24 protein-coding genes are annotated in these 24,815 nt (G+C 38.5%); 19 read left to right on the top strand and 5 right to left on the bottom strand.

Annotated features, from left to right (window positions below; genetic code table 11):
- The 4 genes from ACMX9J_RS01170 to ACMX9J_RS01185 all read left to right on the top strand — a co-directional run bounded on the left by ACMX9J_RS01170 (position 1) and on the right by ACMX9J_RS01185 (position 3,370).
- Complete coding sequence (locus ACMX9J_RS01170) at positions 1-1,323, top strand: LLM class flavin-dependent oxidoreductase (protein ID WP_033578807.1); 1,323 nt, start codon at positions 1-3, stop codon at positions 1,321-1,323.
- Positions 1,324-1,458: 135 nt separating this feature from the next.
- Positions 1,459-1,995 (top strand): hypothetical protein, encoded by a 537-nt coding sequence (locus ACMX9J_RS01175; protein ID WP_033578808.1) that lies wholly within the window; start codon positions 1,459-1,461, stop codon positions 1,993-1,995.
- A gap of 96 nt (positions 1,996-2,091) precedes the next feature.
- The gene (locus ACMX9J_RS01180; protein WP_325075653.1) at positions 2,092-3,093 is read left to right on the top strand and encodes an N-acetylmuramoyl-L-alanine amidase; all 1,002 of its coding nucleotides are present in this window, start codon (positions 2,092-2,094) and stop codon (positions 3,091-3,093) included.
- Positions 3,094-3,190: 97 nt separating this feature from the next.
- Complete coding sequence (locus ACMX9J_RS01185) at positions 3,191-3,370, top strand: hypothetical protein (protein WP_025752091.1); 180 nt, start codon at positions 3,191-3,193, stop codon at positions 3,368-3,370.
- Positions 3,371-3,426: 56 nt separating this feature from the next.
- Here ACMX9J_RS01185 and ACMX9J_RS01190 read toward each other — a convergent pair whose 3' ends face one another.
- Positions 3,427-3,807: a plasmid mobilization protein gene (locus ACMX9J_RS01190; RefSeq protein WP_028413582.1), complete on the bottom strand. Its 381-nt coding sequence runs from the start codon at positions 3,805-3,807 to the stop codon at positions 3,427-3,429.
- Positions 3,808-4,278: 471 nt separating this feature from the next.
- Between ACMX9J_RS01190 and ACMX9J_RS01195 the strand changes: the two genes are divergently transcribed.
- From ACMX9J_RS01195 to ACMX9J_RS01245, 11 genes are all read left to right on the top strand, one after another.
- A complete protein-coding gene (locus ACMX9J_RS01195) occupies positions 4,279-6,138 on the top strand; it encodes an N-acetylmuramoyl-L-alanine amidase (RefSeq protein ID WP_034265650.1) in 1,860 nt (619 codons plus the stop codon).
- 234 nt (positions 6,139-6,372) lie between these two features.
- Positions 6,373-7,131 carry a GntR family transcriptional regulator gene (locus ACMX9J_RS01200; protein ID WP_049164277.1) on the top strand — a complete coding sequence of 253 codons (759 nt, stop codon included), beginning with the start codon at positions 6,373-6,375 and terminating at the stop codon, positions 7,129-7,131.
- A 107-nt stretch (positions 7,132-7,238) separates the two neighbouring features.
- A complete protein-coding gene (gene xylB, locus ACMX9J_RS01205) occupies positions 7,239-8,747 on the top strand; it encodes a xylulokinase (RefSeq protein WP_176344151.1) in 1,509 nt (502 codons plus the stop codon).
- A 22-nt stretch (positions 8,748-8,769) separates the two neighbouring features.
- On the top strand, positions 8,770-9,354 hold the full coding sequence (locus tag ACMX9J_RS01210) for a glucose-6-phosphate isomerase family protein (protein ID WP_033578812.1): 585 nt from the start codon (positions 8,770-8,772) through the stop codon (positions 9,352-9,354).
- Positions 9,355-9,373: 19 nt separating this feature from the next.
- A complete protein-coding gene (locus ACMX9J_RS01215; protein WP_047751097.1) occupies positions 9,374-10,339 on the top strand; it encodes a phosphoglycerate dehydrogenase in 966 nt (321 codons plus the stop codon).
- A complete protein-coding gene (locus ACMX9J_RS01220) occupies positions 10,323-10,985 on the top strand; it encodes a bifunctional 4-hydroxy-2-oxoglutarate aldolase/2-dehydro-3-deoxy-phosphogluconate aldolase (RefSeq protein WP_033578814.1) in 663 nt (220 codons plus the stop codon). The genes ACMX9J_RS01215 and ACMX9J_RS01220 overlap by 17 nt, the downstream gene beginning before the upstream one ends.
- Complete coding sequence (locus tag ACMX9J_RS01225; RefSeq protein ID WP_047751096.1) at positions 10,985-11,938, top strand: phosphotriesterase family protein; 954 nt, start codon at positions 10,985-10,987, stop codon at positions 11,936-11,938. The genes ACMX9J_RS01220 and ACMX9J_RS01225 overlap by 1 nt, the downstream gene beginning before the upstream one ends.
- A 19-nt stretch (positions 11,939-11,957) precedes the next feature.
- On the top strand, positions 11,958-12,917 hold the full coding sequence (locus ACMX9J_RS01230; protein WP_033578816.1) for a shikimate dehydrogenase family protein: 960 nt from the start codon (positions 11,958-11,960) through the stop codon (positions 12,915-12,917).
- A gap of 107 nt (positions 12,918-13,024) precedes the next feature.
- A complete protein-coding gene (gene nagB / locus ACMX9J_RS01235; protein WP_416225319.1) occupies positions 13,025-13,750 on the top strand; it encodes a glucosamine-6-phosphate deaminase in 726 nt (241 codons plus the stop codon).
- A gap of 88 nt (positions 13,751-13,838) precedes the next feature.
- The gene (gene fucP / locus ACMX9J_RS01240) at positions 13,839-15,188 is read left to right on the top strand and encodes an L-fucose:H+ symporter permease (RefSeq protein ID WP_033578818.1); all 1,350 of its coding nucleotides are present in this window, start codon (positions 13,839-13,841) and stop codon (positions 15,186-15,188) included.
- Between the two features lie 148 nt (positions 15,189-15,336).
- Positions 15,337-16,239, top strand: a complete 903-nt coding sequence (locus ACMX9J_RS01245; RefSeq protein ID WP_154972864.1) for a GNAT family N-acetyltransferase — start codon at positions 15,337-15,339, stop codon at positions 16,237-16,239.
- Positions 16,240-16,259: 20 nt separating this feature from the next.
- Here ACMX9J_RS01245 and ACMX9J_RS01250 read toward each other — a convergent pair whose 3' ends face one another.
- Both ACMX9J_RS01250 and ACMX9J_RS01255 read right to left on the bottom strand, forming a co-directional pair.
- Entirely contained in the window at positions 16,260-16,805 is a 546-nt protein-coding gene (locus ACMX9J_RS01250; protein WP_154972865.1) for a DUF4825 domain-containing protein, read from the bottom strand.
- A gap of 83 nt (positions 16,806-16,888) precedes the next feature.
- The gene (locus tag ACMX9J_RS01255) at positions 16,889-17,620 is read right to left on the bottom strand and encodes a ZIP family metal transporter (RefSeq protein ID WP_416225320.1); all 732 of its coding nucleotides are present in this window, start codon (positions 17,618-17,620) and stop codon (positions 16,889-16,891) included.
- Between the two features lie 285 nt (positions 17,621-17,905).
- On the opposite strand from ACMX9J_RS01255, the gene ACMX9J_RS01260 reads away from it, so the two are divergent.
- Positions 17,906-19,117, top strand: coding sequence for a cytochrome P450 (locus ACMX9J_RS01260; RefSeq protein WP_176344149.1), 1,212 nt, complete (start codon positions 17,906-17,908; stop codon positions 19,115-19,117).
- Positions 19,118-19,146: 29 nt separating this feature from the next.
- Here the strand turns inward: ACMX9J_RS01260 and ACMX9J_RS01265 are convergent, their stop codons facing one another.
- Positions 19,147-19,725 (bottom strand): TIGR00730 family Rossman fold protein, encoded by a 579-nt coding sequence (locus ACMX9J_RS01265; RefSeq protein WP_176344148.1) that lies wholly within the window; start codon positions 19,723-19,725, stop codon positions 19,147-19,149.
- Between the two features lie 308 nt (positions 19,726-20,033).
- Between ACMX9J_RS01265 and ACMX9J_RS01270 the strand changes: the two genes are divergently transcribed.
- From ACMX9J_RS01270 to ACMX9J_RS01280, 3 genes are all read left to right on the top strand, one after another.
- Complete coding sequence (locus ACMX9J_RS01270; protein WP_034265658.1) at positions 20,034-21,365, top strand: NAD-dependent malic enzyme; 1,332 nt, start codon at positions 20,034-20,036, stop codon at positions 21,363-21,365.
- Positions 21,366-21,507: 142 nt separating this feature from the next.
- Entirely contained in the window at positions 21,508-21,990 is a 483-nt protein-coding gene (locus ACMX9J_RS01275; RefSeq protein WP_013056785.1) for a PH domain-containing protein, read from the top strand.
- On the top strand, positions 21,983-23,365 hold the full coding sequence (locus tag ACMX9J_RS01280) for a PH domain-containing protein (protein ID WP_224357898.1): 1,383 nt from the start codon (positions 21,983-21,985) through the stop codon (positions 23,363-23,365). Before ACMX9J_RS01275 ends, ACMX9J_RS01280 begins: the two co-directional genes overlap by 8 nt.
- A 31-nt stretch (positions 23,366-23,396) precedes the next feature.
- Here ACMX9J_RS01280 and ACMX9J_RS01285 read toward each other — a convergent pair whose 3' ends face one another.
- Positions 23,397-24,755 carry a D-serine ammonia-lyase gene (locus ACMX9J_RS01285; protein WP_176344147.1) on the bottom strand — a complete coding sequence of 453 codons (1,359 nt, stop codon included), beginning with the start codon at positions 24,753-24,755 and terminating at the stop codon, positions 23,397-23,399.
- Between the last annotated feature and the right edge of the window lie 60 nt (positions 24,756-24,815).

Genomic DNA, 24,815 nt, shown 5'->3' on the forward strand with positions numbered 1-24,815 from the left:
ATGACAATAAAAAGACAATTAAAGCTAGGGGCTATTATTCATGGAGTGGGAGGAAACATGGGGGCATGGAGACACCCTGAAATTTTGTCAGATGCCAGCGTTAATTTCGGTTTTTACAAGCAGCAGGCTCAAAAAGCGGAAGAAGGAAAATTTGATTTAGTGTTCATTGCCGATGGGTTATATATTAATGAAAAATCGCTTCCGCATTTTTTGAATCGTTTTGAACCTCTCACTATTCTATCAGCACTTGCTTCTGTCACTTCTCATATTGGTTTAGTTGGCACTCTATCGACTTCGTATAGCGAGCCGTTTACGGTGGCTAGACAATTTGCTTCACTTGATCATATTAGCAGCGGCCGAGCGGGATGGAATGTTGTAACATCTCCATTGGAAGGATCTGCGCTTAACTATGGAAAAGAGCACCCCACTCATGATAAACGCTATAGAATAGCTGAAGAGTTTCTAGAAGTAACGAAGGGATTATGGGATTCTTGGGAAGATGATGCATTTATTCGAAATAAAGAAACCGGACAATTTTTTGAAGAGAAAAAGCTGCATCGCTTGCACCACAAAGGGGAATTTTTTTCTGTAGAAGGTCCGTTAAACATTGGCCGCTCAGCTCAGGGGCAGCCCGTAGTGTTTCAAGCAGGCTCCTCTGAAAGCGGAAAAGATTTAGCAGCGAAAACGGCTGACGCAGTGTTTACGGGACAAGATAATTTAGAAGAAGCGAAAGCTTTTTACCAAGATGTAAAATCAAGAGCCGTAGCGCAAGGACGCAATGAAAACGAACTTTTAATTTTCCCGGGAATAGGTCCTATCATTGGCAGTACAACCGAAGAAGCCGAAAGAAAATATGAAGAACTTGCTCAATTGGTAACAATTGAACATGCGCTCAACTATTTAGGACGTTTTTTCGATCATTTTGATTTTTCACAGTTTCCATTAGATGAGGCGTTTCCTGATTTAGGGGATATCGGAAGTAATAGTTTCCGCAGTACAACTGATAAAATCAAAGAAAACGCTAAAAAACATAAGTGGACACTGCGAGAAGTGGCGCTGCGAATTGCTACACCTAAAACACAATTTATTGGGACGCCAGAGCATATCGCTAATTTGATGCAACAGTGGTTTGAAGAAAAAGGAGCTGACGGCTTTATTATTCATTCAAGCGTTCCGCATGGCTTAGATGACTTTGTTGAACACGTCGTACCGATACTGCAAGAAAGAGGCCTGTATCGTACAGAATACGAAGGGAGTACGTTAAGAAGTAACTTGCAATTGAATGTTCCTAAAAATCGTTACACACAGGTGAAAGTTAACTGAAGTGGATTAAAAGAGACTCGAAGGAGTCTCTTTTTTAATATTTTTAATATTAAAAATATGGTAAAATTATTTTTGTAGGTTATTCGTTTCAGTTCATAAGGCCTAAAGGGTTTTGAATACCCGGAAAGGAGTCAAATGGAAAAAAGACATAAAAGTAAGAAGAAGCGTATGATTATGTGGATATCTTTATCCGTTCTTTTAGTCGGGGGAGGAGCGACAGGATGGATATTGTACCAAAACGGAAAAATTCCTTTTTTATCACAGCAAAGTATAAAGGCAAGTGCCATTAAAGTGAATCAACAAAAAGTTGATAAGCTGGAAAGCAACGATCAGCAGGCAAAAGATTTTATAGCTGAACATCATGACGTACTAAATGATTTGACGGGGTGGAGTGCCATTGAGCACCCAGACTGGCCTGCCGTACAAGAAGAAGCGGCAGCCATTAAAAATACCATTGGCACGATTGAAGTAAAAGATTCTGTTTTAAAGAAAGACTTTCAGCATATGGAGAAGCTTGCTGGACAGCTAGAGCAGACGAAAGATCAAGCACTGTTAAAAGAACTTCATCGTTATTTTCATGACTTAGATGTTGTGATCAATGAAGACGATGGATCAAATACATATTTTAATGTTACCAGCTATGGTAAATCAGTTGTAAAGACTTCTAAATGAGCTATAGCAAAAAGCTTTATACATAAAAGTAGTTTTGTATAACAAACGTCTTCGCTTATTCATGCATATGCTACGGATAAGGAGGAGACAGGTTATATGAAAAAAATTTATTTAGATGCAGGTCACGGAGGGGCAGATCTAGGAGCTGTAGCCAGCGGGTTATATGAAAAAGACGTAGTGTTAGCTGTTCAACAGTACATCATCTCTTTTCTTTCTACTCACTATCAAGGATTTTCTCTTTGCACAACGCGTACAACCGATGTGTTTTTGTCATTAAATGAACGGGTCAACAAAGCCAATGTGTGGGGGGCTGATGTATACTTATCTATTCATATAAGTTCAGGTGGCGAAACGGGATATGAAGATTTTATTTATAGCAAAAATATAAATAACCAAACCATTGTGTTACGAAACGATATTCACGATCATGTGAAGTTTGTTCTCGCTAAATACAATCACTCTAACCGAGGCAGGAAATTAGCTAATTATAGTGTGTTAAGGCGTTCATATATGCCGTCTGTATTAACTGAAATTGGGTTTATTGATACAGAACACGATGCAAAGCTCTTAAAAAATCCTCAATTTCTAAAAGATATGGGGGTGGCATATGCAAAAGGGATTGCGCAGTTTTTAAACTTGGAGCCTAAATCTACAAATTCTGTGGGAGATCCTGACGAGGAAGGGTTTCTAAAGCCTACTTTTTTATATAAACCTTTATGGATAAAAACAACCGAGGATAAGGAGACGTATAAGTATACCAATATGTCAGAGAGAACAGGTTATTTAAAAAAGAATACCCTCTTTCAAGTTGATAGTGAAACGCATGCAGCCTGGATAATTGATGGAGAACATTTTATTGAAAAAAAAGATACAATCATTGAAGGAGAAACTATCACAACTGCGGAATTAACAAAAGAGAATATGGAAACATTAAAAGTGTTTGTGACGAAAGAAAAGTTAGAAACAGCGGTAACCTTTTCTGAAGAAGGAGCTGCGGTAGCCATCTTTACACTTCACGATAAAAAAATATTGAATGTAAAAGCATTTTTAGATAGAGAAAAATGGTGGTACAAAGCTGAACGGATAAAAACATCGTGAAGAAACCTGCTTGTTTTTTTGAAGCTTTCACCCTAGTAATTTTACTTATTTTTGATAGAATATAAAGAGCTGAATCGTAAAGATGCATAAAGGTGTGATGGAAATGGAAGAGCAACAAGAAGCGATTGATTTAACAAAAGTATATGTATATGAGGAGTTTCCGGATAAAGTTGCAGGCAGATGCGATAACTGTGGACATGTGAAATTTAAAAGCTTAGTAAAAGACTTTATTTTTATCCGTACATGCGCAAAGTGCGGCATGAAAAAAAGTATTTAAATCCCTACTTCTTTATAAAAAACGCTCTTTTCTAAAATGAAAAGAGCGTTTTTTCTCTATTTAACGTATAAATGATCGCTAAGCTGCTCTGAAATAGTTTCTACATCTTCTTGCACATGTTTTTGTTTTTTCATCATTTCTAACAGGATTTGTTCAAGGTTCTGTGAATGATTTTGCTTATCTTTTGGTTTATGTAAATACTTTGCGATTTGATGCATATTATTGCTTAGCCGGCTTAGCTCAGACTCAATTTTTCGCAGGTTAACTAATAGTTCCACACCTGCTTCTTTGCCGATTAAAGGCGGCTTAACTTTTCCGTCCATAATAAATTTTCGAATGAGAGACGTTCGTTTTAAATTATAGTGTTCAATAAGTTCCTCTAATTTTTCTTTTTCTTCTTCATTCAACTTAATTGCTGGAATGCTGTGTCCTCTCATAAGGTATCTCCTTTCAAGAGCAGTTCTTGCTGCGTTCAATCATATGTAAACATTCTCTTGTCTTTAATAATAGCAACCTTTTCCATGGTTAACTATGGTGAAAAGTTACTAAAATGTCGAACGTACAGTCTGTTAAAAAACTGGTAAATTAAGAAATTTGGTTTAGTAATAGTTGAATTATAGAAGTAATGTCATTATCTACAATATTGCTACTTTATTAAAAAGGCAGCCAAAGGGATGAATATACCGCCTTTGTACTCACCATTTTTGAAAGCGCAGCTTTAAAGAAGAGGGATGGTTTTTATCGTTTTTTCCTCCTACCACATCTTTCCTCCTAGTAACTCTGTCGAATCTTCTAGACTATTGTCTCAAGGGAATAGAAAGAAAGAAGACGAAATGGTTGAGAACGAGGTAAAGTCATATTATGTCTTTATTTACCTCATTTACATACTTTACGGGGGAGGAATACGTTTGAAGCTAAAAAAACGATTAAAACTAAACAAGATAGGGGCAGCCATGCTTGCGGCTGGGGTTATATGTACAGGTTATACGCCTATTCATATGCTACAAGCGCCTCTAGTCGCTCAGGCTGCAGAGAATCAGTCGGACTCTTTGGAGCTAGCATTTGCACAAGCATCTAAAGAATTTGGTGTGCCAGCTTCGCTTTTAAAAGCAATTTCCTACAACAAGTCGCGCTGGGAAAGTCATAATGGGAAACCTAGCGCAGCCGGGGGATACGGCCTCATGCATTTAACAGACATCCCTTTTTTAGAAGATGGAAAAGGAAACGGAACTGCGTCTTCACAACCAGCATATGACAAACAGCAAACGCTCTCCTTAGCTGCTAAGCTGCTTAAGTCAGATAAAGAAAGATTAAAAAATGACCCTGTGCAAAATATTCGTGGTGGCGCTGCTGTACTAGCTTTTATTGCAAAAGACAAAAATGGAAACGTACCGTCTACTGATCAGAAATGGTACGACGCAGTTGCCGCTTACAGTTCTTCTCAAGATAAAGAAAACGCTCAAGTATTTGCCGATGATGTATATGAAACGCTGGAAAAAGGGGCAGAGCGTACAACATCAGATGGACAGCATCTTAAAATTTCTCCTCAACATATAGATATGTCGATTCCTCGTGCTGAAAATTCCAATACGAATAAAGCGGATTGTCCGGCATCTTTAAAATGTGAATACATTCCTGCTTTTTACGGGAAATTCAGCGAAAGTCCTTCAGATTACGGAAACTATGATATTGCAAATCGTCAAAAATCAGATGTTCGCTATATTGTTATTCACGATACAGAAGTAAGTTATGACGGAACCATTGATTTGTTTGCTAACCCTAACAGAGCAGCTGCAAACTATGTCATACGTTCAAGTGATGGACACATTGCACAGATGATTGATAACAAAGATGTAGCATGGCATGCAGGAAACTGGTATTTTAATACGCACAGTATTGGAATCGAACATGAAGGGTTCGCCCTTGAAGGATCCACGTGGTTTACAGAAGAAATGTACCGTTCTTCAGCAAGACTCGTACGCCACCTTGCCAAAGAATATCATATTCCATTAGACCGAGCTCATATTATCGGTCATGACGAGGTACCGGGTTTGTCTCCTAAGGCTCAATCAGGTATGCATTCGGATCCCGGGCCGTTTTGGGATTGGGGGCACTATATGGATTTAGTAGGAAGCCCAGTCGAGCGCCAGCATACAAGCAAACTAGCCGTTACAATTAATCCCGTCTTTGAAAACAATCAGCCAGAGGTATCAGATGCACCAAAGCAGCCGGCCAACTTTGTGTATTTGCATCAAGCTCCTAGCAATGATTCACCGCTACTGAATGAGCCTGCAGCTTCAGGGCCAGGAACGAAACAAACGTTAGACTGGGGAAGCAAAGCTGTAACGGGCCAAACGTACGCAGTGGCTGAGACAAAAGGAGAATGGACAGCGATTTGGTACGGAGGACAAAAAGCGTGGTTTTATAATCCACATAATCAAAATACGAGTAAAGGTACGGGCATATTATTAACGCCAAAAGCAGGAAAAGAAAGCATTCAAGTGTACGGAGGAGCTTTCCCGGAAGCTTCAGCCTATCCTTCTGATATCCCGGTTAAAGACATGGTCCCACTTCAGTATACAATCTCTCCAGATCAGGTGTACGTAGGGGTAGAAAAAGTAAAGAGTGACTATTACTATGCACCCACTTTTACAACAAATCCAAACGATCACAAAATGATTGTGGGAAAAGATGAATATTATCAAATTTATTTTAATCACCGCTATGCGTTTGTGAAAGCTTCGGATGTAGAGATTAAAAAACAATAGAATAGAGTGTTAAAAGAAAGGAAGAGACAGGGTGTATAAAGGGTTTGTCTCTTCCTTTTAATAAAATGTTATGAAAAATTCAGAATTTTATTGACAGTATTGCCTTATAGTGATTTAATAAGATTATTCAACTGGTAATTACATCATTATGAGTTGTAAGTGTAAATAAAATTTATTTTTTAATTCATTTGTCTTACAATGGAGAAAAGAAATAAATTTTAGAAGAGGTGCATTGTGATAGACAATACAAATAAAATAGTGGTAGAAAAAAATAGACCTTTGCCTCTATACTTTCAGCTGAAAGAAGTACTTAAAGAAAAAATTGAAAAAGGAATTTATAAGCCGGATGAATTGATTCCTTCTGAACGAGAACTAATTGATACTTATGGGATAAGTAGAACACCTGTAAGGCAGGCTTTAAATGAACTAGTGGCTGAAGGTTTTTTGAGAAGAGAGCACGGTAGAGGAACCTTCGTTGCACCAAAGAAGATTGACCAAATGTTTTTGGAAAGTTTGAGTAGTTTTGGAGATGAAATGGAGCGTAAAGGACTTTCCTTTGAAACAAAAGTGTTAAATAAAGAGATTGTTGAAAAAACGTCCACTCTTCAAGAGATCTTTGGAGATAAATATCAGTTTTTTTACCGAATTGATCGACTAAGGTATATTGAGGAAGATCCATACGTCCTTGTAACGACCTATATTCCAGCATCTCTTGCATCGGGTCTGCTTGATGAAGATTTAGAGGTTCAGTCTTTGTACAAGACGCTTGAATTAAAATATGGATTTCATATCAGTCATGCTAAGCGTGTAATAGAAGCTGTTAATGCTACGAGTGAGGACGCTGGCGCTTTAAATATTCCTCCGATGTCTGCTGTTCAAATTACAAAAACAACGGCTTTTCAAAAAGATTCTCAGCCTTTTGAGTATTCTATTGGGCGTTACCGTGGAGATTTAAACAAGTTTACAGTAGAGGTAAAATACGAAAGAATATAAGAAAGCTGAACGAGTTTTTTAACTTGTTCATTTCTCTGCACTAACTGGTAATTACGTCATTACAAGATGAAAGAGTTAGTCTATGAGCTATTGAAGGAGGGATGGGTATGAGTAATGGGTATATTATTGCTCATGATATCGGAACAACGGGAAATAAAGCAACTTTATACAAGGCTGACGGAACGTTGGTTAATAGTACGCTCTATAAATATAAAACCTTCTATCCTAAAGCTGGATGGGCTGAACAAAATCCATCAGACTGGTGGGAAGCCGTTTGTGAAACAACAAAAATTTTGCTTGAGCAAAGTGGAGTGAAACGCGAAGAAATTTCTGCTGTGAGTTTCAGCGGGCAAATGCTCGGCTGCTTGCTTGTAGATCGAGATGGAACTCCTCTTGGTAATTCCATTATATGGGCAGATATGCGGGCGGCCGATCAGGCTCGGCGGTTTGAGAATGAAATAGGTATGAAAAATGTTTATGAAATCACAGGACACCGCATTAGCTCATCATATTCTGGAGCAAAGATTAAATGGGTCAAGGAAAATGAGCCGGAACGCTTTAAAAAAGCATATAAAATCTTACAAGCGAAAGATTACCTTGTGTATAAACTAACAGGTATATTTGCAACCGATTATTCAGATGCATGCGGAACTAACTGTTTTGATTTAGTAAATAAAGTATGGTCTCGTGACATTTTAAATACATGGAGAATTGAGCCGGAGCTTTTTCCAGATTTGTATGCTTCTACTGATGTAGTAGGATCAGTAACAGCTAAGGCATCAGACGAAACAGGCTTACTTCAAGGAACTCCTGTGGTAATAGGGGGAGGTGATGGAGTGTGTGCAGCTGCCGGCGTGGGCGTTATGGATGAAGGAGAAGCTTTTAATTACATTGGCTCTTCTTCATGGATTGCAACGGCATCAAACAAGCCTATTTTTGACCCTGAAATGAAAACGTATACATGGGTTCACCTTGATTCTACTAAATATTCCCCTAATGGAACAATGCAGTGCGGTGGGGGATCTATGCAATGGATCACAGAGTTACTTTATCAAAATTCCAACAAAAGCTATGAACTTATGAATAGTGAAGCCGAGCAATCGTCCCCTACGTCAAAAGGGCTAATTTATTTACCTTACTTAATGGGAGAACGCTCACCCAGATGGAATCCGGATGCTAGGGGAGCTTTTGCTGGTTTGTCCATTACTCACACAAGAGGAGACATTGCTCGTTCCGTCATGGAAGGAGTGGCATATAACTTGAAAATTGTACTTGATACTTTTCAAAAAGAAGGAGCACCAATTGACCGGATGTGGGTATTAGGCGGCGGAGCAAAAAGCACTTTATGGCGTCAAATTCTAGCAGATATTTACGGGCTTGATGTGTATGTGCCTAACTATTTAGATGAAGCAACATCTATGGGGGCAGCGATGGCTGGAGCCGTTGGAGTAGGGATAGTAGATAATTTTAAAGAGGCTAAAAAATGGGTGAAGAGAGTAGGTATTCACCATCCTCAGCCAGATATTCAAGAACAGTATCAAGAGTTTTTTTCGGTATTTAATGAAACGTATGAACAGCTAAAACCAGTTTACCAAAAGCTAAAAGTTTTTAATTAAAAATAGAGGAGATGCATGATAAATGAGTACATTATTTCAACCTTTTGCTACACAATTAGATTTTGAAACAGGTAAATTAAATCCAGAAGGAAAAGTCATTATTCGACATTTATCGGATATGGAAGGCATGTACTTAGACGAGGGAGAATTTGAAAATCAACTTAAGAACAACCCGCTTATTTACGAGGTTTATAACGTAGTAGTTCCAGAGACAATGCCTCACATTCAGCATTGCGTAACTATTTTGCATCCAGGAAAAGTAGGAAAAGAGTATTTTATGACCAAGGGACATTATCACGAAGTATTAGATAGAGCTGAAATTTATTTTTGCCTTAAAGGAAAAGGTGAGCTGCTAATGCAAACAAAAGACGGAGAGTTTTCTAGCCTAGAAATGGTGCCGGGAACAGTGGCATATGTGGCACCAGAATGGGCTCATCGCACTGTTAATACGGGGGAAGAACCTTTTGTGTTTTTTGCAGCTTACCCGGGAGATGCAGGCCATGATTACGGAGGTATTGAAACAGAAGGATTTGTAAAGGCGTTAGTTGAACAAAATGACAAGCCAACATATATTGAAAACCCTCGCTATATACAAGCGGTAAAATAACAAAAAAGGAGAAAACCACATGCTTAAAGTATTAATTACCCCTCGGTCATATGGGATGTTTACAGAAGACATTATGAATAAATGGCGCGAAGAGGGGTTTGAGGTGATAAGAGAGGTCGGCCCTATTTCTGAGTCCAGGTTTATAGAGCTCATACAAAATGTACAAGCCTTAATCATAGGAACTGACCATCTTAGCAAAGAAGTTTTAAACCACGCTTCGGAGCTTAAAATTATAGCAAAATATGGAGCAGGTACTGATAATATTCCTAAAGAATATGCAACCCAAAAAGGAATTGTGGTCGTGAATACTCCCGGTGTGAATCATGAAGCTGTTGCAGACTACGCGTTTGGTTTAATGCTGTCTGTAGCCAGACAAATTTCACTATCTTCTCAAAGGCTCAGAAAAGGGCAGTGGACAAAAAACGTAGGTGTTGAACTTTATGGGAAAACGCTAGGGATTCTAGGGTTCGGTGCAATAGGAAAAGCTGTTGCCCGCCGTGCTAAAGGATTTCAAATGAACATCCTCGTTTATGACGTTTTTCAAGATGAGCAGGCAGCTGCTGAATATGGTGCAACCTACGTCCACATAAATGAATTGTTAACAAAAAGCGATGTTGTATCTGTTCATATGCCTCTTGTGCCTGAAACAACAAACCTTCTAAACTATCAAATGATGAAGAAGATGAAGAAAGAGGCAATTCTCATTAATACCGCAAGAGGCGGAATCATAAATGAAACCGATCTTTTTCATATTTTAAAAGAAGAAAAAATACTAGGAGCGGGAATTGATGTATTTTCCGTTGAGCCGCCTACAGATTCTCCTTTGCTAGAGTTAGATAATGCTGTTTTAACCCCTCATAATGCAGCGGCCAGTAAAGAGGCAATCGAGCGTATGACATTACAGTCAACGCATAGCGTCATTAAATTTTTTCAGCAAGGAATTTCAAAAGGGCAAGGAGGGAACCAGCATGTCACGCAAACGTGAAGTTATGAATGGTATTTGCAAAAGTAGTGTTGTGGCAGTTTTACGAGGTACAGAAGCGGAAGTGTTAACGACAGCTAGAGCTGCAATTGATGGCGGAATACAGGCAATCGAACTAACGATGACGGTTCCAAATGCAATTGACATATTACGTCAATTAAAAAGTGAATGTGCCTCTCAGTCCGTTTACATAGGAATGGGTACCGTCATGGACGTTCATTCGGCGGTTAGTGCCCTTCAAGCAGGAGCAGATTTTGTTGTGACTCCTCACTTGGACATGGACATTATTGCGGTAAGCCATCAATATCAAGCTCTTGTTATGCCCGGAACTTTTACAATGACAGAAATGGTTACTGCGCTTAAAGCAGGGTGCGAAATTCTTAAATTATTCCCAGCAGACTTAGCAGGAACGGCTCATATTAAAAATGTAAAAGGGCCTTTGCCTCAAGCTAATATTATGCCTACTGGAGGCGTCAATGAAACAAATATTGAGCACTGGATTCAAGCAGGAGCAATCGCTGTAGGGGTAGGGTCTAATTTAACAAAAGCAGGTGGGGATTCGCTTGACTCCCAAAAAATTCGTGAATATGCCTCTTTGTTGATACGTAAAGCGCAGCAGGCTAAATTGACGCTTAGCGGTATTAGATAATGAAAAATTCAAGTCGTATACAAACTGTTTTAGGCCTTGTGGATTCAAACGAAATCGTACATGTTCAGCCGCATGAGCACCTTATGCTTGAAAAAGGTCATGCAGCGAGTACTAATTCAGATTTATGCATTGATAATGTCGATGTTACAGTAAGTGAAGTAAAGAAACTGTCTGCGCGCTCTCTTGTAGTGGACGCACAGCCGATCGGCGCGGGGCGCATGGCAATGGACCTGATACGAGTCTCCAAACGAACAGATGTTCATATTGTTGCTTCAACAGGGTTCCATAAATCCATGTTCTATTGGCGAGATCATTGGATCCATAATGAATCAGCAGAGGTCCTTACAGCGCTTTTTGTTTCTGAAATTCAAAAAGGAATGTATGTAGGTAATGGAATAGAGAGGCCCACTAAAAAAGTTAATGCAAAGGCAGGGCTAATTAAAACAGCCGTCGATAAAAAGGGGTTAACTCCCTATTATCAAATGAAGTTTGAGGCAGCTGCCGAAGCGTCACTTTTAACAAACGTCCCTATTATGGTTCATATTGAAAAAGAATCCGATCCGTTTGAAATTATTCAATTTTTGACGGATAAACAGGTAGCAGCTAAAAAAATAATTCTTTGTCATCTCGATCGTACTCATCATGACTACGGATTGCATAAAGAAGTAGCGGCAACGGGTGTCTACCTTGAGTACGATACGATTGGACGGTTTAAATATCACAGCGATGATAAAGAAATTGAGTTAATTCACCACATGTTGAATAGCGGCTTTCAAGAATCTCTTTTAATTAGCCTGGATACAACTAGAGCGAGGCTGCAAGCATATGGGGGAGAAATAGGAATTGATTACTTAACTAAAACCTTTATTCCAAAGTTGAAAGTAAGTGGGATTTCAGATAAAACCATTAGTACCTTAGTTCTGGATAATCCGCTCGCAGCTTTAAGCGTTTAGAAAAATCAAGGAGGACACTATGTTAAATCTAGTAAATGCAACCAAACCAACCTTTTATTTTATTGGCGTTACAACAGGACAATCCTCTATCATGAAGCTATTTCCTTTATGGGCTAAATCTCTTTGTATCGATGCGGAGATTAAAGGAATTGATATTGATATTCATGCAAGCCGTGAAGTGTACCGTGAAGTGGTAACTTTTTTAAAGAATGATCCTCTGTCGCTGGGGGCATTGGTCACAACACACAAAATTGATCTATATCATGCGGCAAAAGACTTGTTCGATGAGCTTGATCCTTATGCGCTGTTATTTGGAGAGTTATCAAGTATTTCCAAAAGAGACGGAAAGCTGATTGGACATGCTAAGGATCATATCTCTAGCGGATTAGCCATGGAGGGTTTCCTTCCAAAAGGTTATTGGAACAAACATAAGGGGGATGTCCTTATTATGGGAGCTGGCGGAAGTGCCATTGCCATTGCTTCAAACTTGATCCACGATGCAAAACGTAATGGCATGCCATCTGCTATCTATGTGACAAACCGAAGTCAACCGAGGTTAGATTCAATGCAGAAAATTATCTCGGAAATGTCTACGGATGTACCTATTCAGTATCTTACAGTAGACGAGCCATCTAAAAATGATAAAGTGTTATCTAAACTGAAGCCCTATTCTCTAGTTATTAATGCAACAGGGCTTGGAAAAGATCGACCAGGCTCTCCGCTAAGCAACGAGGCGCTATTTCCTCACAATAGTCTTGTGTGGGAACTGAATTATCGAGGGGATTTGTTGTTTATGCACCAAGCGCTGTCGCAAAAAGAGACGCAGTCATTATATGTTGAAGACGGATGGATTTATTTCATACATGGGTGGACTCAGGTAATATCAGAAGTGTTCCAAATTCAACTAAGCAATGAGCAATTTACTGAAATTGAAAGAATTTCAAGTGAGTTTAATCAATCAAAAGTAAGTGGGAAATAAGGGAGTGAGGAGAAAATGTTTCTCCTCTTCACTTACATAAAACAGAGATAACTAAAAGTGAAAACGTTAACAAAAAAGACTACAAAAAGGTGAAGGATGTGCCTCTTATGAAGATTATAAGCACAGAAAATTATGAGGAAATGAGTTACATGGCAGCTGTTGAAACGGCTAAATGTATAAAGGGAAATCCAGAGTTAGTATTGGGTCTTTCGACCGGAGGAACGCCTCTAGGTACGTATAAAAATTTAATTCAGTTATACGAGGAAGGAAAAGTAGATTTTTCAAATGTAACAACATTCAATTTAGATGAATACATCGGTTTGGAGCCAGAGCATTTCCAAAGTTACGCGTACTATACATGGGAAAATTTTTTAAAATACGTAAATATCAAAGCAGAGCAGGCGCATATTCCTTTAGGTATATTTGAGAACGAAAATCAAGCAGTGAAAGAATACAATGAGAAATTAATGAAAGCCAACGGAATTGACGTACAGATATTGGGAGTTGGAAGGAATGGTCACATTGGTTTCAACGAGCCTCAAGATTACTTGCATGGGGCTACGCATATTGCTAAGTTAACCAAAGAAACGATACGAGACAACGCTAGGTTTTTTTCAAATATAGAAGATGTCCCTGAAAAAGCAATAGCAATGGGAGTAGGAGACATTTTAAAAGCAAGACACATTATCTTTATCGCCAGTGGTAATGAAAAAGCAGAGGCTGTTTATCAAACGTTACATGGACATATTACAACAAGATGTCCCTCTTCTCTTCTTCAGTTACATCCTAACGTCACAGTTATTGTAGACAAAGAAGCAGCCTCGTTACTTTAGATGTCAAGGAGTATTTTAACAGCATAGGTGAATACGGAAGCAAGTGGATTTGTAAAGAAATGATGAGTGATAATAGGGAGGCTTTACAATGAAACATAAAAATTTAGTTCAAATGCCTAATGGGTATCTTAATCGAACGCCTATCTTTCAATTTATTTTACTTTCTATTCTTTTCCCACTTTGGGGAGCAGCCGCGAGTTTAAATGATATTTTAATTGCTCAGTTTAAAAGTGTATTTACTCTTAGCGACTTTGCAACGGCTTTTGTGCAAAGTGCTTTCTACGGGGGATACTTTTTAATTGCTATTCCAGCTTCGTTAATTATTAAAAAAACAAATTATAAGCTTGCTGTTATTACGGGACTAATCTTCTATATTATAGGTTGTTCACTGTTTTTTCCCGCTTCTCATATGGCTACCTATTCTATGTTTTTATGCGCAATTTTTGCAATCGCCATTGGTTTAGGTTTTCTTGAAACATCAGCTAATACGTATAGCTCCATGATGGGACCTAGGGAATCCGCAGTGCTACGCCTTAATATCAGTCAGACGTTTACACCTATCGGATCTCTTTTAGGAATTGTACTTGGTAAGTATTTAATCTTCCAAGAAGGGGAAAGCCTTGATAATCAGCTTGCTAAAATGAGCTCGGAAGAAGCACATATCTTTGGCCTTAAAATGTTACAGCATACGCTGCAGCCTTATAAATATATGATTTTAGTTCTTATTGCCGTACTGGTACTTTTTCTTATAACGAAATATCCTTCATGTAAAGCTCAAATAGAGAAGAACGAGGTAGGGCAAAAAAGCGAATTAATAAAAACGCTAAAGTATTTAGGGGGGAATTCGCGTTTTCGTAAAGGTATCATAGCCCAATTTCTATATGTAGGGATGCAGGTAGCTGTATGGTCATTTACCATCAGATTGGCCTTAGATCTTAATTCTGAAATTAATGAGCGAAGCGCATCAAATTTCATGATTTATAGTTTTATTGCTTTTTTTGTTGGGAAATTTGTAGCTAATCTATTGATGACACGTTTTTCAGCCAAAAAAGTGTTAGTTATCTATTCAATTATTGGTACGCTTTTACTTGCGTATACGTCGTTTGCATCCAGTACGATGGCTGTATATGCAGCTGTTGCTGTAAGCATGCTTTTTGGTCCATGTTGGGCAACAATCTATAGTGAAACGTTAGAAATAGTAGAAGAAAAACAGCATACGGAAGTCGCGGGAGCTATTCTAGTTATGGCTATTGTAGGAGGAGCTGTTATTCCCGCCGTTCAAGGACTTGTATCAGACTTAACAGGGTCGCTTCAACTCGCTTTTTTAGTTCCGACGGCATGTTTTATCTATGTAGGATACTATTTTTATAGTGGTGTAAACAAACGTGAAAAAGTAAAAAAACTAATGAATGAAGACCAAGTTAATTCAGCTAAATAGAAATTGATTTTATAAACAAGGAATTTTACGTTTTTCATCGAATACAATGTAAATTGCCTTAAGTAAAAAAGAAAACTGCTTTGGAAGCAGTTTTCTTTTTTACTTTAATTATTTATTATTATCTTTTTAAAAAAGGAAGGAATGTCCTGTGATTATAATTAAGCCTTTAAGTCAGTGTTCTTTTTCTGATGCGCTAGAAGCATTTAATAAGGGTTTTGAAGATTATTACATTCCGGTTGAGATGTCACTAGATCAATTCATTTGTAGGTTTGGTGTGGATCGTTTATCTGTCGAGCATTCTTTTGTCGCTTTTTATAATGACACACCAGCTGGAATTATGTTAAATGGATTAAAAAGAGTCAAAGGAAAGAAACATGCTTGGAATGGAGGTACAAGTGTAGCATTCCTTTACCGAAAAATGGGAATTGGTGAAGCCTTACTAAAAGCTACACTTGAGAAATATCAGCAGCAAGGAGTAGTGGAAGCCAGTCTGGAAGCATTTACAGTCAATAAAAAAGCCATTCACCTTTATGAGAAATATGGATATGAAATTGTAGATACGCTTTTCTTTCTAAAGCATAGAGGTAGTTTTCCCGCTTCTTTACTTAAAAAGAAGAATCAGCTTGCGTATTCGTTAAAGCGAAGGCTTGCAAAAGATATTCAGAACCTACCCTTTTATACATACGACGTTCCGTGGAAAAATCAATTTGACTGTATTTGTGATGGAGAATCGTTTATTGCGTTGAATGAAAGAAACGAAGAAGTTGGCTATCTATTATTTCAAAAGAATTTTTCTTCCATAGGCATCGTGAATTCCGTTACTTTTTATCAAGGAAGCGTTAAGGAACATATCTCAAATTCAGAGGACGTTCTGGGCTTTTTATTAGCAACCATTTTTAATATGTATGGACCAATTGCTTACAATACATATAATGTACCTGAAAAAGGAAATAGCTTACTCGTGAAAATGTTAAAATCATTTGGTTTTCAAGATTTATATACAGATGAAGGAATCAAACTTGAGCAGGTGTATATGAAAAAACAACTTTAAAAAGCGGCCATGGGCCGCTTTTACTGCATTTCCGTAATTGGATGTGCATCATAAAATTCCTCGATTTTTTCTTGCTGCCCTTCGTATTTTGCTTTCCAGGCTTGAGTCCCGTCCTTATAATTGCGCAGATCTGTTCCGTAGAAGTCGGTTAACTCTTTTCGAGTAATCGTGATTGTCTGAGGAACAGTCGTATTAATAGTAAAGTGAACGCTGTCAACATTTTGTGCGGCAGAAAGTAAAATGGTTGCGTTATGTAAAAGTGTACGTTTAGTTTTAACAGACGTCCAGCTTTTTTCAAACGCATGCTGATTATCTGTTGCAGCGTAGTTAATTGCTAAGTAGTAAGGTTTTTGCGCATTTTGAAAAGTTATACCTTTTAAATAAACGTGTCCTGGAAGTTTATTTGTTATTTCTTCTATTGAAGTATCACGTTCTAAAGAAGAAGTATGATGAATAGAAGAAGCAGAGACTCTTTCAGCAGACAGATTATTATGAGGTGCATAGGCACACCCTGATAGGCAAGTGAGCACTATACAAAGTGTAAGAGAAGCATCTATTTTTTTCATAATGGTAACTCCTTTTGTTTATATCTACTTGTAAAGACGAAAGACCTACACTTTTTGTTTCATACAAAATATAAATTTATTCATTAAAAAGACAGACAATCCAAAATAATAGAAGTTAATAACCCTAATGAAGCAATAAAACCAATAACAGGACCACCTTCTTCAAAAGCTTCCGGCAACATCGTAGAAGCAACCATGGCCACAATTCCACCACCGGCAAATGAGGCAATAAAGCCCATCATGTTTGGGGTAGCGTCTTGAAGAAATAGATATCCAATCCAAGAGCAAAGAGCTGATATAAAGAAGACCGAAAGCCATAATGAAAAAATTTTCTTTCGCTTATATTGGCTTTTTAGTAGTCCGCTTGTCCCGGAGATTCCTTCCGGTATATTGCTGATAAAAATAGAAACAACAAGCAGCCAGCTAACGTGGTGCTGTTCAATCAAACTTGCGCCAATCATCAGTGATTCAGGTATAGCATCCATAATGGTACCAATAAAAATGGCTAGTCCTGAGCTAGCTGGGACAAGGTGGTTTGAACGTTTTCTTTTGTGAGCACCTTTTTTAGCTAAAGACATATCAAGAAGAGTAAAAAGTGCTGCGCCTGTTAAGAAGCCTAAAGAAGAAGCAATAATTCCCGCTTCTTTTACCGAATCTTGAATGAGCTCGTAAGCAGCAGCTCCTAACAAAACGCCCGTGCCAAAAGCCATAATATAAGCAGTCAACTGTTTTTTTAAAGGTACAAAAATAGCTATAATAGCTCCAATTAATACAGCTGAGCCTGAGACACCACCCCACATAAGGGCATCTATCACATGAGATCCCTACTTTCTTGCGTACTTATTTGTAGTGTAACCATCTATGTGATTATTATGAAATAAGATAAAAGAACTAAAAAAATGGAAAAGAATCACTGATTTAGACCTTAAATAAAATAAGTCTTCTGTATAATTGACAAAATTTTCTGATTATGTCCGTTGAAAGTGAAAAAACCTTGTGATAGTCTGATCAAAAGATATAAAGATGGAAAAAAATTCTTTCATCTGTAGAAGGTCAAAAAACTTAATGAGGTCACTTTTAAACGAAAGAAGGAAGACGAGATGAATCCAAAAGCAGTGAAAAGAGAAAATCGTTATGCTAACTTAATTCCTATGCAAGAAATTAAATCCGTTGAACAGCAGCTTTACCCATTTGATATTTATAACAGTCTGCGTCAAGAAGCACCTATTCGTTACGATGAAAGCCGAAACTGCTGGGATGTATTTGATTATGAAACAGTAAAGTATATTTTAAAAAACCCGTCGCTTTTTTCATCCAAACGAGCAATGGAAGAACGCCAAGAAAGTATCTTAATGATGGATCCTCCAAAACACACAAAATTACGAAACTTAGTGAATAAAGCTTTTACACCAAGAGCTATTCAGCACTTGGAGGGTCATATTGAAGAGATTGCAGATTATTTATTAGATGAAGTAAGCAGCAAAAAAAAGTTTGATATAGTAGAAGATTTTGCTGGACCACTGCCGATTATTGTAATAGCTGAGCTGCTAGGAGTACCTATACAAGATCGAGCACTGTTTAAAAAGTACTCCGATGACTTAGTGAGCGGTGCTGAAAATAATTCAGACGAAGCTTTTGCGAAAATGATGCAAAAGCGTAATGAAGGGGTGCTTTTTTTACAAGGGTACTTTAAAGAAATTATCGCTGAGCGTCAGAGAAAGAAACAAGAAGATCTGATTTCGCTGCTTTTAGAAGCAGAAATTGACGGCGAACATTTAACAGAAGAGGAAGTACTAGGGTTTTGTATTCTATTGCTAGTAGCAGGCAATGAAACAACAACAAACTTAATTACGAACGGAGTCCGGTATATGACAGAAGACATAGACATACAGAATGAAGTTCGTCAAGACATATCCCTAGTTCCGAATCTCGTGGAAGAAACGCTCCGCTATTATCCTCCTATTCAAGCGATTGGACGCATAGCCGCTGAAGATGTAGAACTTGGAGAGTGTAAAATTAAAAAAGGGCAGCAGGTAATTAGCTGGGCAGCAAGTGCAAATAGAGATTCAGCTAAGTTTGAACGGTCTAACACTTTTGTCGTGCGTCGTAAAACGAATCCTCACGTAAGCTTTGGTTTTGGCATCCATTTTTGCTTAGGAGCACCGCTAGCAAGAATGGAAGGGAAAATTGCCTTTGCTAAATTACTAGAAAAAGGGGAATTTTCCAAAGTTCAGAATCAGTCTTTAAAGCCAATAGATAGCCCTTTTGTTTTTGGGGTAAAAAAATATGAAATTACTTTTGATAACGCCTGAAAAGCGAGCGCAAATGATGCGCTTGCTTTTTAGCGTTCAGTCTTCCATTTTTGGTCCTCTGAAGGAGACGTATAGGTGTCCATTGAAGAGATAAGCTGTTCGGGAGTATCAGAAATATTGATGAGACGAATAGCAGAATCCGTAGAAAATCCTTCATCTACTGCATGCTGAACCATTTGCATAAGCGGGTTGTAGTAGCCGTTTACATTTAATAACCCCACTGGTTTTTTATGTATGCCAATTTGAGCCCAGCAAAGAGCTTCAAACAGCTCTTCAAATGTCCCGAAACCTCCAGGAAGGGCAATATAAGCATCTGCTAACTCGTGCATAGTTGCTTTTCGCTCGTGCATGCTCTCTACTTCGATGAGTTCTGTCAGCGCGGTATGAACAATTTCACCGCTAAACAAACCGCGGGGCATAATACCAATGACTTCGCCCCCATGTTCAAGCATTTCATTTGCGACTTCTCCCATCAGGCCCATTCGTGAGCCTCCGTAAATCAGCCGGTAGTTTTCTTGGGCCATGTAGCGTCCTAGCGAGACGGCGGTCTCTTTATATTCTGTTTTTATTCCTGCGCTTGATCCTGCAAACACACAAATTGATTTCAATTTCTTCACTCCTTTGTTTCTTCTCTATATAAGTCTTTTCTGTTTATGAACAACAAAATCCTTCTTAATAATTTATGAATTTTCACAATGTCATCGCTTGATTATTCTAAAAACTTTGCTTATAATCAAAGCGAAACATCTGTTTGAAAGCGTTATCTATTTCTTTTCTTTTGATGAAAAAGAGAGTACGCATAGATCTACTTGTAAGATAAGTAGATAATATGAACTTATGGGAAATTGGACCGTTTTAAACGCTTCATTAGTAAGTATACGTACTTGCAGGATTAGGACAAGGGGGATATGGGGATATGATGAATAATTTAATACGCACATTAATGGTACAAACACCGACTGTACCAGGAAACTTAGGAAGAGTAGCAACAGCCATTGGAAATGTAGGAGGAGACATTGGCGAGGTTGAAACCGTTAAAGTAGGACATAACTACACGATGAGAAGTATTACGGTTCAAGTAGAAAGTGAAGACCAGCTTGAGGAATTGCTTGAAGCGGTTCGCAGTTTAGAAGGCATTACTTTACATACAGTATCAGATGAAGTTCTTCATGCACATGAAGGCGGTAAAATTCAAATGAAAAGCAAAATGAAAATTGAGTCGATCGCTGACTTAAGAAGAGTATATACACCAGGTGTAGCAAACGTTTGCCGTGCTATTCAAGAACAGCCCGACAAAGCTAAAATTTATACGAGCATTGGAAACACGGTTGCGATTGTAACGGATGGTACCGCTATACTAGGACTAGGGAATATTGGTCCAGTTGCAGGAATGCCTGTTATGGAAGGAAAAGCTGCGTTATTTGATCAGCTTGCCAGTGTAAACGCTATCCCTATTTTGTTGAATGTAAATGAGCCGGAAGAAATCATTCAAACGGTTAAAAATATTTCACCAGGATTTGGCGGTATTTTACTAGAAGATATAGGGTCGCCTCACTGCTTTGAAATTGAAGAACGTTTAAAAGAAGAGCTAGATATTCCAGTTATGCATGATGATCAACACGGAACAGCAGTTGTGACGCTAGCAGCAGCTATCTCAGCTTGTCGCAGCACAGGTGTGAATTTGAAAGAAGCAAAAGTAGGGCAGATTGGTTTAGGAGCTGCTGGTATCGCTACTTGCAGAATGTTCATGGCTTACGGTGTCAAACAAGTGATAGGAGCTGATAAGTCTCCTGAAGCGAATGAGCGCTTGGTCAGCTACGGTGGAAAAGTAGCGGATTCATTAGAAGAGCTTATGGAGAACTGTGATATTGTTATTGCGACAACAGGTGTACCTGGCTTAATACAGAAAGAATGGATTCGAAAAGGGCAAATCATTTTAGCACTTTCTAATCCAAAACCAGAAATTGAACCTGAAGATGCTCTTGAAGCAGGAGCTATTTATGCTACTGACGGAAGGTCAGTGAATAATGTGCTTGGCTTCCCAGGTATTTTCAGAGGAGTATTAAATGCGGGAGTGCGTGATATTACGCATACGATGCTTGTAGCTGCAGCTGAAGCCATTGCAAATTCAACGCGTCCAGGCGATTTAGTTCCTCACCCTCTTAATCTAGCTGTACACGAAGCAGTATCTGAAGCAGTTGAAAGAGCGGCTGTTGCACACGGAGAGAAAGACGGCGTTTATCGATAACAAACAAGGCTGCCTCGAAATAGGCAGCCTTGTTTGTTTTTTATCAAAAAATAATAAGAAAATAGTAAACGATGAAACTTTTTTCCTTTTTTAACGTAATATAGTAATAGAAATAGTAAAAAAGGTAGAGAAAGGAGTTTTTATGGAGTTTGAACATTTAAAGGGCAAATTGCCCCTCGAGGCTAAAAAAGCGATGCGCTGGCAATCCATTTTTACACATAGCCTGTGGCTTCTGGCAACAGCGGGTTATTTTCTACTCGTTCATTTTTTTGATTGGTGGTCAATTATTGGATGGATATCAGCTGGACTATTAGTCGTGAGCTTTATCATATATACAATTATAGCTCCAAATGTATATATGAATGTATATTCATATGAAGTAACAGATACTCAAATTGATGTGCAAAGAGGGCTCTTCATCTGGTATCATACGAAAATTCCCCTTGTGAAAGTACAGCACGTTGAAACGTTGACAGGGCCGATTTTTCGAAAATTTGACTTGGCATCTGTTAAAATCATCACAGCAGCTGGAAGCGTCGAAATTCCTGCACTCGTACAAAGAGATGCTGAAGCACTGCGAGAGTATATTGCTAGACTAGCAGAGGTAGATGATGAAGATGAGTAAGCGGCTGCATCCGCTATATATTGCAATAGCATTTATTGAACATATAAAAAATAATATCCTGCCTTTTGTGTTTGTATTTATCGTCAATCGGCACCTGTTGTTTACATATTGGTGGGCAACGCTATTAGCGGGAGGCGTAGTCGCTTTATTTGCTTTTTTTACCTGGAGGGAATTTCGTTATGAAGTAACGGAAACGGAAGTGCGTCTGTATAAAGGGATTTTTAAAAAAGAAAAACGATTTATTCAACGAAATCGCATTCAATCGATTCAGTTAGATCAGCCGTTTGTCTTTAGAATTCTTCGCTTAGCCCGGCTTCGTATTGACACGGCCAGCAGCGGTACGGATGCTGAAATTGATTTATCTGGTATTTCACTAAAAGAAGCGCACCATCTTAAAGATACGTTAAAGCTGTCAGGGAGTCAGCCGGAAATAACAGAAAAAAGTCCTGAACGTATGATGAAAGTTTCGGTGAAACAGCTGGCGTTAGCTGCTGCGTTTTCCGGGAATTTTGGCTATATATTTGCTGCTCTTGGTTTTCTCTATCAGTATATTGATACGTATATCAACCGCTGGGTGAAGACAGCTTACGAAGAAGTGATTCATCAATCGATGCTTGGTTTATTTGTATTAGTCGCTGCAATTGTGGTGCTTGCTTATTTGTTGTCTATCGTTTTATATGTGATACGATTTGGCGGTTTTACAGTGGAACGCTACGATCATTATCTACATATTAAATACGGACTATTAAATAAGAAATCCCTTACGATTCCTTTTCATAAAATACAGGCTGTTACGATAGAGGAAGGATTGGTTCGACGCTTATTTGGATGGTCTTCCGTTTCGTTAAATGTCGTAACCTCTGATTTAAAAGAAAAGGTCTATTTACACCCGTTTATCCAGCAAAAAGAGATTTCAGCGTTAATGAACGTATATGTCCCGCACTACGAATATATAAAGTGTCCAAGAAATACAGCTATTCAATATGCATGGTACCCATTACTATTACCGCTCTTGTTATTTGCAGCGGCAGGGATTGGCATCAGCTTTTGGAAATCAATGTTCGTGTGGGTTATTGCTGTGCTATGCCTTGCATATGTACTTATTCACTGGTTGGGCTATCGCCAAGGCGGCTTAATGATGAACGAGGTATTTGTCGCTATTCGCTCACAGTTTTTAACACGAAAAACAACAATTATTAGAAGGAAGAAAGTGGAGCAAATTGAGGTGTTTGCAGGCACCTTTTTATGGAAAAAAGGATACAGGAAAATAAAAATTTCAACTATGGGTACAAGCGGCAGCTATAAATCGGGATATTTTCCATTTGAAATTTGGCATCCTATCTTTCTGCAAGCTACTTCTTCTAAAAAGGCATGAAGAACATCATTGTTCTTCATGCCTTTTGACGTTATCTATTCATTAACTTTTTTCCTTGCTCGTAATAGCTATTCATCACGTCAGCGGGCACCATACTGCCTCCAGTTGACCATACAAGGTGAGTAGCTTTTGACATATCGTTTTCTAGTGCTTGCGCTTGTATATAGGAAGACCCGCTTTCCATCAGGTGAAGAGGCCCTTGTAAACCAGCCGCTGCTGAAGGTTCTATATACATATTTTCACGGTTGGCTAGCTCATAAATAAATCGGAAAAGCTGATCATCTTCTACAGTATAAATTCCGCTAATAAGCGATTTTATCGTTTCGCCTACAAAGCTAGATGGCCTTCCTACAGCTAGTCCATCGGCAGCTGTTATGTTATCAAGTCCAATATCGGTAACGGAAATGCCATCATGCAGCTCGGTCATTAATCCAAGCAGCATGCAAGGAGAGTGAGTAGGTTCAGCAAAAAAGCAGTGAACATGATCACCGTATAGTGCTTTTAATCCAAACGTAATACCGCCAGGACCTCCGCCTACTCCGCAAGGTAAATAGACAAATAAAGGATGTTCAGCGTCTACTTGAATTTGCAGCTCGGCTAGCTGCTTTTCCAAGCGTAAGGCAGCGACGGAATAACCAAGAAATAAATCTCTAGACTGCTCATCGTCAATAAAATGACAGGCGGGGTCTGCTTCGGCTTGCTTTCGTCCTTCTTCCACGGCTTTTCCGTAGTCAGACTGATATTCAATAACGGTTACGCCTTTCGAACGAAGCAAATCTTTTTTCCATTTCTTCGCATCGGCTGACATATGGACGGTGACGTTAAAGCCGAGAGCGGCGCTTATAATACCAATGCTTAAACCTAAATTACCGGTAGATCCTACTGCAATAGAATAAGAAGAAAATAACTTTTTACATCGTTCTTCAGCTAGAAGAGCGTAGCTGTCTTCTTCGCTAAGCAGCCCTTCTTTGATAGCAAGACTTTCAGCAAATTTTAATACTTCATAAATGCCGCCTCTTGCTTTAATAGAACCTGATATAGGAAGATCGTGATCGCATTTCATCAATAATTTTCCTTGCAGCTCGTTCTTCATTTGTTGATTTAAATAGTCTTTCATGTATGCAATTTCTTGAAGAGGTGATTCAATGATTCCTTTTGATGCTTTTAGCTCCGGAAAAGCGATTTGAAGAAAAGAAGAAAAGCGAGAAAGTCGCTCTTTTGCATCTTTTATATCTTTGATATGTAAAGAAAGAGACGAAAGTGCTTCTTGAGCAGGTTTTAAATAAGGATTTATCCAAAGTATTTCCTGTTTATTGATTAAAGGTGTTAATAAAGGATATTCACGCATCCATGTAGCAAGGGGTTTTTGGTGAAATAAATGTGTAGTCATAAAGGCTCCTTTCGCAATATGTTATTTCCTTTATATAGTATCAAGAATAGAAGAAGTTGA

It is taken from the genome of Priestia sp. RMT2NF4 (assembly GCF_047872835.1).
Classification (GTDB): Bacteria; Bacillota; Bacilli; order Bacillales; family Bacillaceae_H; genus Priestia; species Priestia zanthoxyli.